Origin of the sequence: Veillonella sp. 6_1_27, from assembly GCF_000163735.1 — a bacterium.
In the GTDB taxonomy this organism is placed as follows: domain Bacteria; phylum Bacillota; class Negativicutes; order Veillonellales; family Veillonellaceae; genus Veillonella; species Veillonella parvula_A.
On record NZ_GG770217.1, the window covers coordinates 80,240 to 96,653 of the forward strand.

The 16,414-nt window shown below is 36.6% G+C and carries 15 protein-coding genes and 3 tRNA genes; 3 read left to right on the forward strand and 15 right to left on the reverse strand.

Features of this window, described 5'->3' with window-relative positions; translation table 11 throughout:
• Positions 1–263: 263 nt before the first annotated feature.
• From HMPREF0874_RS07405 to HMPREF0874_RS07450, 10 genes are all read right to left on the reverse strand, one after another.
• Entirely contained in the window at positions 264–1,361 is a 1,098-nt protein-coding gene (locus HMPREF0874_RS07405; RefSeq protein ID WP_004693659.1) for a S1C family serine protease, read from the reverse strand.
• 668 nt (positions 1,362–2,029) lie between these two features.
• On the reverse strand, positions 2,030–2,719 hold the full coding sequence (locus tag HMPREF0874_RS07410; RefSeq protein WP_004693664.1) for a response regulator transcription factor: 690 nt from the start codon (positions 2,717–2,719) through the stop codon (positions 2,030–2,032).
• The gene (locus HMPREF0874_RS07415) at positions 2,716–4,056 is read right to left on the reverse strand and encodes a sensor histidine kinase KdpD (RefSeq protein ID WP_039965355.1); all 1,341 of its coding nucleotides are present in this window, start codon (positions 4,054–4,056) and stop codon (positions 2,716–2,718) included. Before HMPREF0874_RS07415 ends, HMPREF0874_RS07410 begins: the two co-directional genes overlap by 4 nt.
• 449 nt (positions 4,057–4,505) lie before the next feature.
• A complete protein-coding gene (locus tag HMPREF0874_RS07420) occupies positions 4,506–5,858 on the reverse strand; it encodes a pyruvate carboxylase subunit B (protein WP_008602782.1) in 1,353 nt (450 codons plus the stop codon).
• 544 nt (positions 5,859–6,402) lie between these two features.
• Positions 6,403–6,729, reverse strand: coding sequence for a hypothetical protein (locus HMPREF0874_RS07425; protein WP_008602784.1), 327 nt, complete (start codon positions 6,727–6,729; stop codon positions 6,403–6,405).
• The gene (locus HMPREF0874_RS07430; RefSeq protein ID WP_008602785.1) at positions 6,716–7,891 is read right to left on the reverse strand and encodes a glycosyltransferase family 9 protein; all 1,176 of its coding nucleotides are present in this window, start codon (positions 7,889–7,891) and stop codon (positions 6,716–6,718) included. The genes HMPREF0874_RS07425 and HMPREF0874_RS07430 overlap by 14 nt, the downstream gene beginning before the upstream one ends.
• A gap of 72 nt (positions 7,892–7,963) precedes the next feature.
• Positions 7,964–8,911, reverse strand: a complete 948-nt coding sequence (locus HMPREF0874_RS07435; protein WP_004693675.1) for a hypothetical protein — start codon at positions 8,909–8,911, stop codon at positions 7,964–7,966.
• Positions 8,912–8,919: 8 nt separating this feature from the next.
• On the reverse strand, positions 8,920–9,858 hold the full coding sequence (locus tag HMPREF0874_RS07440) for a phosphodiester glycosidase family protein (RefSeq protein ID WP_004693677.1): 939 nt from the start codon (positions 9,856–9,858) through the stop codon (positions 8,920–8,922).
• Between the two features lie 11 nt (positions 9,859–9,869).
• Positions 9,870–10,673, reverse strand: coding sequence for a polysaccharide deacetylase family protein (locus tag HMPREF0874_RS07445; RefSeq protein WP_004693679.1), 804 nt, complete (start codon positions 10,671–10,673; stop codon positions 9,870–9,872).
• Between the two features lie 68 nt (positions 10,674–10,741).
• Positions 10,742–11,305 (reverse strand): nitroreductase family protein, encoded by a 564-nt coding sequence (locus tag HMPREF0874_RS07450; protein WP_004698371.1) that lies wholly within the window; start codon positions 11,303–11,305, stop codon positions 10,742–10,744.
• A 169-nt stretch (positions 11,306–11,474) separates the two neighbouring features.
• On the opposite strand from HMPREF0874_RS07450, the gene HMPREF0874_RS07455 reads away from it, so the two are divergent.
• Entirely contained in the window at positions 11,475–12,266 is a 792-nt protein-coding gene (locus HMPREF0874_RS07455; protein ID WP_004698326.1) for a carbon-nitrogen family hydrolase, read from the forward strand.
• Between the two features lie 101 nt (positions 12,267–12,367).
• Here HMPREF0874_RS07455 and HMPREF0874_RS07460 read toward each other — a convergent pair whose 3' ends face one another.
• The gene (locus HMPREF0874_RS07460) at positions 12,368–12,580 is read right to left on the reverse strand and encodes a hypothetical protein (RefSeq protein ID WP_008602789.1); all 213 of its coding nucleotides are present in this window, start codon (positions 12,578–12,580) and stop codon (positions 12,368–12,370) included.
• Positions 12,581–12,792: 212 nt separating this feature from the next.
• Here HMPREF0874_RS07460 and HMPREF0874_RS07465 point away from each other — a divergent pair, with 212 nt between their 5' ends.
• Positions 12,793–14,166, forward strand: coding sequence for an MFS transporter (locus HMPREF0874_RS07465; RefSeq protein WP_004693689.1), 1,374 nt, complete (start codon positions 12,793–12,795; stop codon positions 14,164–14,166).
• Between the two features lie 110 nt (positions 14,167–14,276).
• Here HMPREF0874_RS07465 and HMPREF0874_RS07470 read toward each other — a convergent pair whose 3' ends face one another.
• From HMPREF0874_RS07470 to HMPREF0874_RS07485, 4 genes are all read right to left on the reverse strand, one after another.
• The gene (locus tag HMPREF0874_RS07470; RefSeq protein WP_008602791.1) at positions 14,277–14,918 is read right to left on the reverse strand and encodes a hypothetical protein; all 642 of its coding nucleotides are present in this window, start codon (positions 14,916–14,918) and stop codon (positions 14,277–14,279) included.
• Between the two features lie 183 nt (positions 14,919–15,101).
• A tRNA-Leu gene (locus HMPREF0874_RS07475) sits at positions 15,102–15,187 on the reverse strand.
• A gap of 12 nt (positions 15,188–15,199) precedes the next feature.
• Positions 15,200–15,275 (reverse strand) — tRNA-Phe (locus tag HMPREF0874_RS07480).
• Positions 15,276–15,297: 22 nt separating this feature from the next.
• Positions 15,298–15,373, reverse strand: a tRNA-Asp gene (locus HMPREF0874_RS07485).
• A 320-nt stretch (positions 15,374–15,693) separates the two neighbouring features.
• Between HMPREF0874_RS07485 and HMPREF0874_RS07490 the strand changes: the two genes are divergently transcribed.
• Complete coding sequence (locus HMPREF0874_RS07490; RefSeq protein ID WP_008602793.1) at positions 15,694–16,329, forward strand: hypothetical protein; 636 nt, start codon at positions 15,694–15,696, stop codon at positions 16,327–16,329.
• Positions 16,330–16,414: the final 85 nt, after the last annotated feature.

Here is a 16,414-nt window from a genome sequence, read left to right on the forward strand (position 1 = left end):
CTCGGAACGCAAGGTACTTTGTAAAAAAATATTAGAACTTAATATATTTTTTTCTATTTCTAATCTATAAACACAGTTAATTTCTGCATTTATAGGAAAAATTTTTCAAAAAAATTGTCTTATTTATGGTATTTTTTATACAAAATCTATTAAAGCACCCTATTATAACTAAAAATCCTCATCTAAAAGATGAGGATTTTCTAACACTACAAAAGAAATTAGTACATTATTGGAATACTTAATTAAGTTTTATTTACTAGATTCTAATTTGAAGACGCTTCCCCTAATTTAAGCTGTGCGCTCTTCATTTTGCCGTTATGAGTATAGGATACCAAAATTGTATCTCCAGGGCTCTTAGCATCAATTTGTTCTTTTAATTCGAGTAAGGTAGTAATATCTTTACCATCAATTTGTGCAATCGTATCCCCTTCTACGAGACCAGCTTGTGCAGCAGGACCATTAGAATCAAGTTGAACAACAAGAAGTCCATCACCTTCATAGGTTACATTATTGCGCGCTGCAGTTTGACGGTCTACAGCCCACACCCCAATATAAGGGCGAATGACCTTACCATTTTTAATAATAGAATCAACAATTGTCATCGCAGAATTAATTGGAATAGCAAAGCCCATACCTTCAATTCCCTCTTTAGAGATTTTAGAGCTATTGATACCAATTAACTCACCATCTGCATTAATAAGCGCACCACCTGAGTTACCTGGATTAATGGCTGCATCAGTTTGAATCAATGGGAATCGTTGACCTTGATCATCAATTGTACGTGCTAAGGCACTAATAACACCAGAGGTAACTGAACCTTTAAACTCAAGACCTAAAGGATTGCCAATAGCAATAGCTGGCTCCCCTACTTGCAAGGAATCAGAGTCACCAATTTTTATAGGTTTAATATCTTTTGGAGGTTTAATTTTTACAACTGCTAAGTCCGTCTGTGAATCTGAACCTATAACAGTCCCCGTCACCGTACTGCCATCAGACAATGATACTGTAACCTCCCCATTTCTAGCCCCCGCTACCACATGTTTATTTGTTATAATATGTCCGTCATTATCGATAAGCACACCAGATCCGACACCTTCTCCAGCATAGATAGTACGGTTAAAAATATCCTTTTGAAATACTTGTGTTGTAATCCCTACTACAGCTGGCCCAGATTCTTTAGCTGCTTGTACTACATAGGTATTACGCGTTTCAGTAATAGGCTTAGTCTGTTTTGTTTGTTCTCTCACGTTTGTTGGTTGCGTATTAACAGGGCTGCCAAAGAAATAGTATCCTCCGCCTACCCCAATCCCCAAAGCAAGAATACACGCAATTACTGTTTTCTTATATTTTGAAAATGTCATGTAGATCTCCTTATATTCTTCTTAATATTCTTCTACATCACCCATAACGTCTTAATGATGATTATAAAAGGTAAAATAAGAACCAAATCATAAATCATATAATTATGATACTTTATAAATACGCCACGTCTCACACTAATTCAAATCATCCCAAAATCAATTTTATAAAATTGATTTTGATGAACCTATTATAGTACGCCTGCTTTTACAATGCAAGATATCAATTTATAACTTTTCTTATGAAAGTATAATTATTATAACCGTATATCCTCCACTAGATAAATACCTAGAATCCTGAAAGAAGCTGTATAGAATGTATTCAAATATCTAAAATCTAAAAAACATAAAGGGCATTTACTAGCCGTCGCTAGCAAATGCCCTTTATGCATATAGTTTGAGAGTGTAAGGACTGTTGAGAGAGAGAGTATATGTGATCTAGATAAGCTTTAGAGAGAACTTATTAAGAGAGAGAAGTTAAAATATTACTTATCTAGAGTCATAGTCAGCCTTACTTAAATAAGTATACATGGAATATCTAAACTATCAAAGTAACTATATAAACAATTCTTAAACCTTTGATTATATCTCTATAATAAAATCTCTATAAAGTCATATCTAATCAACAGCCACGAACAACGTGAGTATAATGTGAATGCATATTCTCTATACTAAACGAATTTATACCCTACACCCCACACTGTAATAATATGCTTACTATCGGATGGATTATCCTCAATTTCTTCACGTAAACGATTAATATGAACTGCTACAGTTGCATAATCACCATAGGAGTCAAGTCCCCATACACGAGAATACAATTCTTCTTTGCTAAATACAATATCACGGTTACGCATCAAGAACTCCAACAATTGGAATTCTTTCTTTTTGAGATGAACTTCTTTTTCATTCACCCATACTTTCATCATTTTAGGGTCGAGACGGATTTCACCGGATTGAATAGCGTTTGTTTCCATTGCATCGCGCTCTGTTAAACGTTTATATTGCGCCAACATAGCTTTGATCTTCGCAATCAATACAGATGGAGAGAATGGCTTTTCAATATAATCATCAGCACCTACGCCTAAGCCACGGATTTTATCGATATCGTCAAGACGCGCAGTTACCATAACGATTGGTACACGAACTTTGTCACGAATTTGACGACAAACTTCAAAACCATCCATTTCTGGCAACATAACATCAAGGATAATAAGGTCTACAGGAGTATTTAATGCTGCTTCAATGCCATCTGTACCATTAGTCATAATCGTTACATCATAGCCCGCCACCATTAAATAATCACGCTCAATATTGGCAATATCCAAATCGTCTTCAATAATTAAGATATGTTCACTCATGATTCTTCTCCTTGCTTAGGAAACTCTAATATAATACGTAGACCATGTGGCCTTACATTTTCAATCACAACTCGGCCTTCAAAGATTTCCATAATTCGACGGATAATCGACAATCCTAGGCCACTACCTTCTTGAGGATTCGTACGAGACGAATCTACACGATAGAATGGTCGCATCAGACGCTCTAGAGATTCTGGCGGTACACCTGGTCCATCATCACTGATGACACAGTATACAAAATCATCATCACTCGTTACATCTATGACGCAATGACCAATATCGGTCATTTTATACTTAGCACTATTGTTCAACACATTCTGCAAAACACGTTGTAACAATTGTGGGTTAGCATTGATAAAAGGTGTTTCCGTAGCTATACGGGCCTTAATCTCAAGCCCCTTCGATTGATACGGAGCTAAATGATCTTCTACAAAGTCACGTACAAACTGACCTAATTCAATTCGCTCAGATGGACGAGATTCTTTTTTATAGTTCAATGTTGTTATGAGGAATAGTTCCTCTAACATAGAATCTAAATCATTGGCCCGTTTCAAAATAATCCCCATGTATCTTTTTTGTTGCTCTTCCGTTGGTGCAATACCGTCACGAACGCCTTCAGCATACGCTTTAATAGCCGTCAACGGAGTTCGTATATCATGGGATATACCAGCGAGTAACTCTTTTTGTTGCTCCTGTTCCATTTCAATCTGACGATTTGCCATTTCTAACGACTTTGTCATGTTCTTAACGTGAATCATGATAAATCGTGTAACAAATCGGTTAATAGCAAAAAATGTAACAATAAAGAGCAATATGGATACTACGATAATATAGAAAGATACGGATTCCATTAAGCTATCACTACCATGAGTAGCACGCCTAATCGCAATATGGTATACATAGGAATGACGTCCATCGTACTTTCTCATTTCATAAACGAAAGTATTATTGGATTGATATACGATGCCCTGTAATTCAGGATTAACATCAATAAGACCAACAATGGCAGAAGCACTATAGATTTGTGGATTACCGTAGTTATACACCATATTTCCTTGATCAAGTACTTCAACATATACTTCCTTTGGATCAAGTAGGCTATAGCTAGGCTTAACCAAGCTATTAATTAGATCATTTTCTAACCCATAAAAGGTAATGGTTTCAGTTATTCGACTGACACTTTTAAACTGTTGTTCCTGCTCAATACGCAAATAGTAACCGGCATTGGCCAATATGCGCAAACCTGTAAAATATAGCAAAAATAAAATAATTGCTATTAAAATAGGTACAACAAACAGCACAACATTGGATATCCAAATTCGTATTTGTAAATTCACAGGATTACCTCAATATCATAAATAGTAGATACTCTCTATAGTTTACGCTATTTTTATAACTTAACGCAAGTAAAACACGCAAATATCCAACATATTTTTCACTATTCTTTCATACGTAGTTTATAATTGACCGATTATTCAAAGGTATCTCGACCCTTTTAATATCTAATACTTTTCGTAAAAATTATATTTTCACACGCACCCATGTATCTTATGGCGATATGAAAATTGGTAATATCTGATATTTCATAGTTCCTTAGTCTCCCCTTTTAATAGGAACTTGTCTATACTGTTTATAAAAAAGCTAAAATATAAAAAATGAAACAACTATTGAATCTCTTCATTTAATAAAACAAAATATATACTGAATTATACTATTTCTCTATGAGGATAGTTTAAATATGGTCAAAAAAAAGAGGATTCCTAAGAATCCTCTTTTAAAATTTGGATTAACGACGATTTGCATCGAAGAAGTTAATAGCAACTTCTGGGAACATAGCGTAAGTCAATACGTCTTCGTCAGTGATGCCATTGTAGCCTTTAGAAGCTAAATCTTGACGGTAACCTTCCAATTCAGGTTCGATAAGATCTGCTGGACGGCAAGTAATAGGTTGTTCATCACCAATGATAGTTTGACGAATTTCATCAGAAATTGTACCAGGTAATTGACCATATTTACCACGAACAAGATCTTTAACTTCGTTAGGAACCATTTTGTAACGGTCGCCCATCATAACGTTCATCATAGCCATTGTACCAACGATTTGGGATGTTGGAGTTACCAATGGAGGGTAACCCAAGTCTTCACGAACGCGTGGCATTTCATCCATAACGTCAAAGAAGCGATCGCCCATACCCATTTCGTTCAATTGGTTTTGAGTATTGGACAACATACCGCCAGGAATTTGGTAACGACGAACAGCAGGGATTACATCACTAGCTGGTTTCAAGTTGAATTCTTCAGCGATTTGTTGTTTTACTTTACGGAAGTGATCAACTAATGGAATGTATTTATCAAGGTCAAGGCCAAGATCCCATTCAGTACCTTTGAACATTTCAATCATAGTTTCAGTAGCTGGTTGGCTAGTTGCATGAGCAAATGGAGAGATAGCAGTATCGATGATATCTACGCCAGCTTTAGCAGCTTCCCAGTATGTAGTACTAGCAAGACCGCAAGTGAAATGGCTATGCAAATCGATTGGCAATTCGCCAAAACGTTTTTTGAAAGTAGAAACCAAATCATATGCATCAGCAGGTCCTAACAAACCGGACATATCTTTGATACAAAGGGAATCAGTACCCATTTCTACCAAAGTTTCAGCTACTTTCAAGAAGCTTTCAGTTGTGTGAACTGGAGAAATTGTGTATACCATAGCGGATTGAACGTGTGCACCAGCTTTTTTGGAGTACTTAATAGCAGCTTCCATATTGCGTGGGTCATTCAATGCGTCGAAAATACGGATACGGTCGATACCATTTTTTACAGCCGCATTACAGAATGCTTCTACTACGTCGTCGGAGTAGTGTTTATAGCCCAACAAATTTTGACCGCGAAGCAACATTTGCAATGGGGTATTTTTCAAATTAGCTTTCAATTTGCGAAGGCGTTCCCATGGATCTTCATTCAAGAAACGAAGACAGCTGTCATAAGTAGCGCCGCCCCAACATTCAAGAGCTTCATAACCAATATCATCTAAAAGGCCGAGCACTGGTTCCATTTGTTCGTAGCGCATACGTGTTGCCAAAATAGATTGATGACCGTCACGAAGAACGGTTTCGCAAATTCTTAATTTTTTAGCCATGTTAATCCTCCAAATCGAAATAGTCTGTGTATGTAACTTTATACACTCATTAAACAACTATCTCATACCTATTTTTTTTACGATTTTTTCGATGTCTGCTCACACTAGCCAAACGCGCTAAAATCGTAATACATACTTATATTAGACTACTTATAAAATTCTTTGTCAACAACCACATTATGCTATTTACTCATAATCTCATGTATTCAAAGATGATTTTTTCGTGATGAATATCACAAAAAACTGCAGAGAAACTAGAGTTTAGCATGTATGTTTAATCAAATTAATTTTTTTGTAATTGCTCATTTTAATGAGAAACTAAAAATTATATCGTAATAATTTTTGGTTATTATTAAATACTTTTCAAAATATATCGGTATTTATAAATGTAGTAATTCGATAAACGTCGGTATGTTTATAAGCTCATCAATTTTATTGATAACTAAGCCGATATTTTTAAATGCATAAACATGCAAAAGAACCTGCCCATTTACGGACAGGTTCTGACCTAATCTTTAAAATTTGATAGTCTCCATTATACGGCTTACTTCTCAGGCTTAACCTTTTTAGGCGCAGTTTCAAGGACAATATTTTTACCTTCCCGTTTCACCTGAATAGAGAAAGCCCCTTCCCCTTCTTTAAAATACTCCATCTTGATATCAAGGAGTATTTTACCAATCATAGTCTCTACTTTTTCAGTTAAGAACTCACGGTAAAAAGCATCTTCTTTTTGCTTTGGACTTTGATGAACTACTGGTTTCTTAGCATCTCGCTCCATATTGAGCATAGTATCTTCGAAATTTTCTGTATCCTTAAAATTTTTCATCATATCCGCATCAGATAAACCTTTTTGAATTTTAAACTTTGCCATGTGTATCTCCTATCAGTTCAAAAATTGCTTTCTTTACGCGTACTGGATCAATACCAGACATACAATATTGATTAGGCTTAGGACAACGTCGTTTTCGGCAGCCTAAGCAATCTAATTCATCATTTACGAGCACCTTAAATGTCCCCGTTAGAGGGCCCCATAATTTAGGGTCAGTAGGGCCAAAGAGTGCTACTACAGGCTTATTTAAAGCTAACGCAATATGCAGAGCTCCCGTATCTGCAGTAACTACTACATCACAACTTTCAATTAAAGCCCCTAATTCTTGAAGTGTCGTTTTCCCTAACATATTCAGAACAATTTTATCAATACCCTCATCTGTCAAAGAGTCCAGCAAGGGTTTGTATTGAGCAGCCTCTTTAGGGCCACCTAAACAAACAAATTTCGCTCTATATTGAAGGGATTTAATGAGAGAATACCATTTTTCCTGAGGCCACTCTTTCGTTGCCCAAGAGGTACCTAATACCAGCCCAATGCGTAGCGGAGTTTCTACCACGCCTCGATGTAAAGAAACGTCATTATCAATCGACTTCCATTGATTTTCTGCCCAACTATGTAAATTTGTTGGCACCTGAAAATCCATGTGGTATAGCGTATTAGCATTAGATTCATTTAGTAAACAACTGCTCTCAATACCGTATTTATCAATGTTAAGCGATGTATCTAAATTTGCATGTTCAGTAATAGCCTTTGTTAACAACTGAGCAACCTCTACATAGCGTTTAATCACGTGTTCTGTACTAGGCTTCGTTTTATAGTTAGTAAACAGCCAATTCAACTCTTTTGTGCCACCAAGGCCAAGTCTAATGGGGGCTCCTGAAGCTAATAGTACCAGCCCTGTTATGAGTCGCCCTTGCACATCAACGGCTACATCAAATTTATAAGGCTCTAATTTGGCCTTAAGATCCCACCACATGTGCCACATTGTAGGAATATGTAGTTTTTTAGAATGTGCCTCGTATTCATCCCGTTCCCAGGGAATTATTTTATCTACATAGGGATTGCCCTGCAGGAGCTCTACCATACTAGGCGTTACAATCCAATGCAACTTAGCATCAGGATACTGTTCCTTAATCCACCGCGCAGCAGGTGTAGCATGCAAAACATCACCTATGTAACTAAGGCGTACAAATAATATATTCATAGATATCCTTAGGGTACATACTATTATAGGAATAAAGCCTTTATAATGAAAGAACATTATAAAGGCTTTTTCTTAAGATTTCTTTTTACTACCACTACTATTTGATGATTTAGAAGATGTAGTATCTTCTGTTACCTTAGTAGTTTCTTCACTACCATTCTTAATGATGTTTTTTACATCTGATAATGTCAACTCATTAAATGTAGTAGGGTGGTTGTATTTGTAAACTGGATTGAAGCCTACACCTAATTTACCAGTGTAAACAGTCAATGCATTATTGTCCTCATCAACACGGGCGATATAGATAGTTTTGTCCATATCAACACCGATAAAGCGGAAACGCCCTTCAGGGTTGATAACACGCCATCCCCCTTCAATGCCGTTGAACATGAATACATCCCCAGTTCTCACATTATCGTAGAAGAAGTTATCTTCATCGTAGAATACACCGATATGACCGATATCAGTAGCTTGCATGTAAACGCGACGTGTATCGTAGTTAGCATCGGTACGATAAATGCGATATGTGTGTTCTTGAACTTTTACCTTCATATACACCACATTTGTCGCTTCAGAGTACGCAGCATCTACAATTTTACTGCCCCGAGGCAAGTCTTCAAGTTTCGTATCAACTTCGTGTTCTGGATCATCCGCATTAAGACGAGCCATGACAACATCTCTGGAGTCATATAAACCCATGACAGCATAGTTACGGTCTGGCATCCAGTTGAAGTAACTAATCGAGCGACCCTTCAAATCGATATTTGTGGGCTTGCTTTCATTAGCCTTGTAAATTTTCAAAGAGTTCTCTGTAACAACGGCCATAAATTGACGGTCATAAGATACATACTTAGTACCTTCCTTCACATCAGGGAAGTTTTTAGTATCATCTTTTGATGCGCCTGCTACGTTAAACTCTGTAGTCGGTGCAAATATATATTGATCAAGGTATAGGTATACCCCACCTTGCAGAAGAATACCTACCGCAAAGGCGCTCAGTACACGCGTAAAAGGTTTCATCTGTCCTCCTATTTCACGATAAACGCCGTTGGGATCATGCGTTCCCCTAACAAATCGGCAGGTTTATTTACGACTTTACCATTTAGGTACAAAGTAGAACTAGAACCGCCATCTAAATTTGCTGCAATGTAGCAACCCTTTTCAAAAAGAATATCTTGTACGTCACGCAAGGTAGCACCAATGGAATACCCTGGTTGACGACCATCGATTACGAGAAATAGCACTGTACCATCTTTCTTTTGACCGATAGCAGTACGAGGACCTACGCCCCAGCCACCATCACCTTCGGTAATCATCTTCTTACCATCAACGATAAGAGGTGGACCAAAGGTAATACCTTCCATGGCCTTCATATCACTAAGCTGAGTTTTATCATAGTTACCAGCGATAAGATTACCAGATTTAGAGAAACCTACAAAGTCTACGTCTTCATCAGGGCCTACATCCTTACCGATAACGTACTCACCATCATGCAAGATGAAACCATATGGCAAACGGCCTGTACCAGTACCATTAGGGTCGTGGAAACCACCGCCATTAATCGCTGCTACAGCATTATTCATTTTTGCAATATTACTTGTAGTATCGCCTTTTTCTTGAATATTAGCCGCTGTACCTACTTGAATACGACGAGGATCAGGAATTTCTAAAATATAGCCTACATAACGAGCAGACTGGATTTTTTCAAGATTTAAAGTCTTATCTTCACGAGCATTAAACTTGAACAAATCTTGGCTTTTAACAACCCCTACAGTCCCCAAAATAGATTGTAACTCGTCTTCATTAAACAACCATGTAATGTAATGAGGATGGCGAGATTGTAAGATAGCACCAATTACAGCGCGCTTTACATTATTAAATGGTCCAAAGAGCACCACGAAGGGTGATGTGACAACGGTAAATAAGAACACCATAATGATGAACTTTACCCAATTCTTTTTGAACAATGTATTTCTCCTTATAAATCAGTGAAATGTTCAGTGCTAATGCGTTCTTCAAAATGCTTGATATCCACCGCATTACCTACCCAAACACGCAAAATATTATATGGATTATCACCAGTATGAGCCCAGCCAGATTTCATAGCCATCCCCATTTTAATACCAGCTTTCTTAGATGCTGAGTCGGTGAATTCATTTTTATCTCCATATGGATAGCAGAACCAAGGATTATCCTTAATGCCTACTTCTTTAGCAAGTGCCTCTTGGGCCTTTGTAATATTTTCAATTTGTTTTGCTTCTGACAATTGGCCCATTTCTATATGTTGGAAACCATGGTTTGAAATAGTAATACCATTTTTGTGCATTTCACGCACCTGATCCCAAGTTAGACGCGTCCCAACATCGCCAGGATTGATAAATACAGTCGCCGGGAATCCATATTCTTTCATAATTGGATATACGATAGAATATGTATCTGCATAACCGTCATCAAAGGTTAAAACAACAGGTTTTTCAGGCACCGCAGCACCATTTACAACATAATCATACAATTGATCCATCGTCAATGGATTATAGCCATTATCCTTGAGGAACTTCATTTGTTCTCTAAACAAATCCTCCCGAATAACTGCATCATTATCTTTGTCGTCGCCGACTTTATGATACATAAGAACAGGAATACCCGTTGGATGTACCATCTTAACTTCTTTTGCAGGCGGTACTGAACTAGTAGGTTCTGTTTTTTGTGAAAGCAATCCACAACCTGCCACAACCATTGCCAATACCAAAACTAACAGTGTTACCAACGGAATCCGTTTCATAGGTCCTCCTCTATTAGAACACAATTATATACAGAATATTATAACATTTCCATGAAGAATAGTAAAAATTAACGCTTTATTAGTACTTCATCAATCGATTTTCGAGGTCTAGGATACATAGTTTCATCTGGAATACCTATAGCAATGATTGCCTGTACATCGTGAGGAATATTTAAAAAGGTTTTGCTTTCACACTGCATAAAATACACATCATTCATCCATAGTGTACCTAACCCAATTGCTTTTGCCCCCAATAAAATATGTTCTATAAAAGCGCCAATAGCTTGTAAGTCACTTTTCTCCCACACGCGAGTATAGTCAGGCAAGTGATCATAAGGATTAAACACAAATAGCAAGTCACTAGCAGTTTGCATAGCCTTAAGACTAATCTCTAAACTACCAAAATGTTCCTTATGTTCTTTATATTGCTCTAACACCTGAAAGCCTAAATTCACAAAATGTTCTTTCTCCACTGTCGTCACATGAATAACCTGCCAGGGCTGACGATTTTTAGGCGATGGAGCTCGCATACCAAGAGATACTAACTCCTGAATTATGTTGACCCCTACTGATTGAGTTTCTTTATATTTACGTACGCTAGTACGAGAGTTTATAACTTCTGTTAATTCCATAATATTTCACCAAAACATCTAAATTCATATAAATCTTCGGTATCTAAAATCATTCAAAACTTCTACGATTATTTAGAGCTATATTGTAATCCGTTCAATAATGCTTTAATATTCTAATTATAATACATATTTCTAAAATTATGCTTATCCAATAGACAAAGGATTTCTTATGAAAAAACGCTTAAGCCTTATACAAATGGACGTCTATGTAAACGAAGTGGAATACAATTATGCGCGCGTCCAAGAATTACTTTCACAAGCCCTATCAGAAAAGCCTGACATTATCGTCTTGCCCGAAACATGGAATACAGGATTTCATCCATCTAAGGATTTAATCAATATTTCTGACAGAAATGGAGAAAGAACAAAAGCTTTATTAAGTACATTCGCAAAAGAACACAATGTAAACATTGTGGGCGGTTCTGTAGCCGTAGCAAAAGAGGATTTAGTATTTAATACATCCTATGCTTACAACCGTGAAGGCAAGCTCGTAGGAGAGTATTCCAAAATGCACGGATTTAGTCCTGCTAAAGAGGACCAATACTTCGCTAGCGGTACGCATACCACTCATTTTGAATTGGATGGCATTCCTTGTAGTACGGTTATCTGTTACGACATTCGCTTCCCTGAGCTCGTAAGAATGGCTGCATTATCAAATACAGAGCTATTATTTGTACCTGCTCAATGGCCTACTATGCGTTTACGCCACTGGCAAGTATTAAACGAAGTGCGAGCTATTGAAAACCAACTCTTCTTATGTGCTGTCAACGGCTGTGGTACAGTAGGTCGAGTTCAAAGCACTGGTCACTCCGCTGTATACGATCCATGGGGTACAAACCTCCTCGAAATGGACACTAGGGAGGGCATCTCATCTGTAGATATCGACCTCACCGTAGTAGAGGATATTCGCAATAAAATTAACATTTTTAGAGATCGCAAACCTGAACTCTACAAACTATAAAACAAAGGCACATTGTTTTTAACTACCATCTTAAACAATTCATTTATAGATGGTCTGCGCATAAAACAATGTGCCTTTTTATTGTATGGAATTCATATACATTAAAACTCAATAAGCTTCCACATATCCTCTGGAACCTGTTCTAGAGGTTTATTTTTTGCAATTGCTTCTTTTAGAATATCAATAGTATCTTGCACCTCTTGTTTATCCTTTGTATCAGGATCATGAAGGATGACACGATTTAAAGAATCTTCACCAAATTGTTTTACATATTCTTTTTCCACTTGATTAAGTTCACGGCGTAAATATTTCATAGATAATAACCTCCCAATATATTTAATCTAATATATTAAGAAGTACTTGTCTATAATTCAAATATTTTCTATACACATTTTCAGCTAATAATAAGCAATTTAAAGTTACAAATTAATATTTTTATCTCATAAATCATTTACATGAATTCTATAGAAATGGTAGTATTAACAATGCAATAGGATTTAGTTATTAAGAAAGAAAGGTAATAACTATGTTTTCATTTCTACAACCTAAAGAGGCAAAATCATCAGTTCCACAAAGCATGATTATGAATCTATATTATAAATATAGATTGCAATCATTAATTGGTATTTTTATAGGTTATGCTGCGTACTATATTGTTCGTAATAACTTTGCCTTATCAACACACTTTTTATCAGATATCCTCCATATGAGCAAAACAGAAATTGGTTTGCTATCTAGTGGTATGCTTATCGCTTATGGTTTAAGTAAAGGCTTTATGAGTAGTCTTGCGGACAAAGCAAGTCCTGCCAAGTTTATGGCTTTCGGTCTCATTTGCTGTGCAATTATCAATATCTTTATGAGCTTTGCCGATAGTCTCGCCTTCTTCTTAGTTTTAGTAGTACTAAATGGCTTTTTCCAAGGATTTGGTGTAGGACCATCCTTTATCACCTTAGCTAAATGGTACCCAAAACAGGAACGTGGCCGTTATGGAGCTATCTGGAATATTTCACACAATCTCGGTGGTGGTATCGTAGCACCAATCGTAGCCGCCGCATTATATTTCACTACTACAGATCACTGGCAATTAGGGAGTTATGGTGTACCAGCGCTTATTGCAGTTATCATAGCAATTGCCATTTCTTTCTTAATCAAAGAAAGCCCTGAACGTGAAGGCTTACCACCAACAAGTGAAATCATCGCCGACACAGCTCATAAGGCGCACAGAAGTTCTGAAGCACCGCATATGAGCACAAGAGAAATCTTTGTAAAATACGTATTAAAAAATAAAAACGCTTGGTATGTATCATTAGTTGACACCTTTGTTTACATGATTCGCTTTGGTATGCTTACTTGGCTTCCAATTTATTTATTACAAGTAAAGGGTTTCTCCAAAGCAGAAATGTCTGTTGCCTTTTTATTCTTTGAATGGGCGGCTATCCCTTCAACTATTTTTGCAGGTTACATTTCCGATAAATTCTTTAAAGGTTATCGCATGCCACCTGCAATCATTGCTATAAGTATTATCTTCTTCTGTATATTTGGTTATTGGCAAAGCGAGTCTCTCTTATGGGTTACTTTCTTCGCTGCTATTGTAGGTTGTTTAATCTACATTCCTCAATTCTTAGCTTCAGTACAAACTATGGATATTGTACCACCATTTGCAGTAGGTTCTGCTGTTGGTCTTCGTGGATTCATGAGTTACATTGTTGGTGCAAACTTAGGTACAACACTATTTGGTGTTTTAGCAGATAAATTTGGTTGGAATGCAGGTTTCTATCTTTTATTAGTAGCATGTGTTCTTTGTATTACATTCTGTGTATTGGCTCATTTTGGCGCCAAAGAATTAGATGCTAAAGAAGCTGAACTTGAACAACTTCAACCAGCTGAAGCTAATAGCTAACCCCTAACAAATAAATCCTATAGTAAAAAGGTCGTAATATGTATTAAATACATGTTACGACCTTTTATTTACCCCACGAAAGGGACTCCTATATAACCGATGTGTTTTCATCAACGCATAGTTCTGGAAATAATGAAAGCACAAACCACAATGATACCAAGGACTATACTCCCAGCTACTATATAAGGCCAGGTAAGTACATCCCGTACATCATTCAATATTTTTATATCAAAGATTGGCATATAAAGTAGTAAGTTCCCCAAAATCCAACCGATTGGTCCTATGAACTTTAGCTTCTTAATCGTATCCATTTTATCTAGAATAGACTCGGTTACCTCTGAATCCTTTTCGACAGATACGTATTCTTTATTAATGTAAAAGCCTTTTGAATATTCCGTTTCAAAAGCCCACTCTTGAACAGAAAACGTAGCAGTACCATCAGCATTTTCATACTCTTTATATTTAGCAGTATCAGTAGTACCTACGTCTACCTCACCCCAAGTGCCCGTTACCATCTCATAACCACTATCTATGAGTTTCATATCGGCTGGTAGTGCTTTTCCACACAACTTGGAAAACTGGTACGCATCTCGCTTCTTATCCCAACTGAGCCAAAACTCTGCATTATTCTTATGTCTAACTAACTTATACTCATACCCAATTTTTCCATGAGTATCAATATAGCGTATCTTGCCTAAAATCGTATATAGATCCCTTCGGATACGTAACGTCTCACCATAATTAAAAACCATAATCTTCTCTCATATTGAAAACTATATATATAAATGTATATTACTAATTACTATGATTGTACACGGATTGTGAAAACCTGCCAACACTTCTCAGGTTTAAAAGGAGAAGATAAACTCATTAAATATATTTTAATATCAAAATAACGAAAAAAAGACCTACAGTAAACTGTAGGTCCTTATATTTGGTGCGGTTGGCGGGACTTGAACCCGCACGAGCGTTAGCTCACCACCCCCTCAAGATGGCGTGTCTGCCATTCCACCACAACCGCATGGAATACAAATGGTGCCTCAGGACAGAATCGAACTGTCGACACACGGATTTTCAGTCCGTTGCTCTACCAACTGAGCTACCGAGGCATGATTTTTTGTAAAAAAAAAATGGCGACCCCGATCAGATTTGAACTGACGATCTTCGCCGTGACAGGGCGACATGTTAACCGCTACACCACGGGGCCGCGTATCAACTCGCGTTGACTACTTGTACATAATATCATGGATTTTAGAGCAATGCAACTATTTTTTTAAAAAATATTATTACAAATCTATGAAAATAATTGATTATATTTGATAATCGTTATTTTATAGCTTTTATAAAAGTATCTCTATATTATATTACAGGAATCCACCCTTTATCGTCATAATTCGTCAGTTTTCGTAATAGTACAATTTTCTCTCTAAGCTATAATAGGTATACCCTTTACTAGAAATCATCCTATTCTTTACTCAATATGCTACAATATGTATATATTCAGTATGAAAATGCCTCTATAGAAACATGAAAGGATTCGCTGTGAATAAGTTCAATTCAAAAGGTGTTATTATCGCTCTTATCATAGCTATTGTAGGAGCGATGGCCGCAGCATGGTATTTCTTATGGTATGTACCACATACACCAGCCTACACATTAAAAATCATTCACCAAGCAGTACAAGATAAAGATGCAGACGAAGCATTACGCCACATAGATATAAAATCCATTGTAAAAAACATTGTAGAACGAGAAGGCAATAAATATGTCGATACATCTACCCCACTTGGTAAAGCTACAATAGCAGCTACCAAAACATTTGGACCAGCTCTTATCGAAGACGTAATACGAACATATATCGAAGATCCTGACAGCTTTAAATCTGAATCACCTACCAATAATACCACTACAGCAAATGATGATAATAAGTCTATGGTAGATCGTCTTGTAGAAGGTCGCCTATTTAAGGAACATGATGTAGAGGTTAAAAACCTAAAGTCAGAAGATAATGGTGATAAGGCTACTGTGACTGTAACGATACAAAATAATAAAAAGAATATGACAAAAGATATAAAAGTTTTGATGCGTCATTTAGGAGATGGAACATGGGTAATTTACGATATTCCTGATATTGAAGACCTATATACTATCACTAGAAAATAAATATCTTTGTCTTTCCTAACATTTTAAATTGCAGATCTTAAAAAACGTAAAAAAGAGCTATGTCTTTTTTCTAGACGAGCCATTT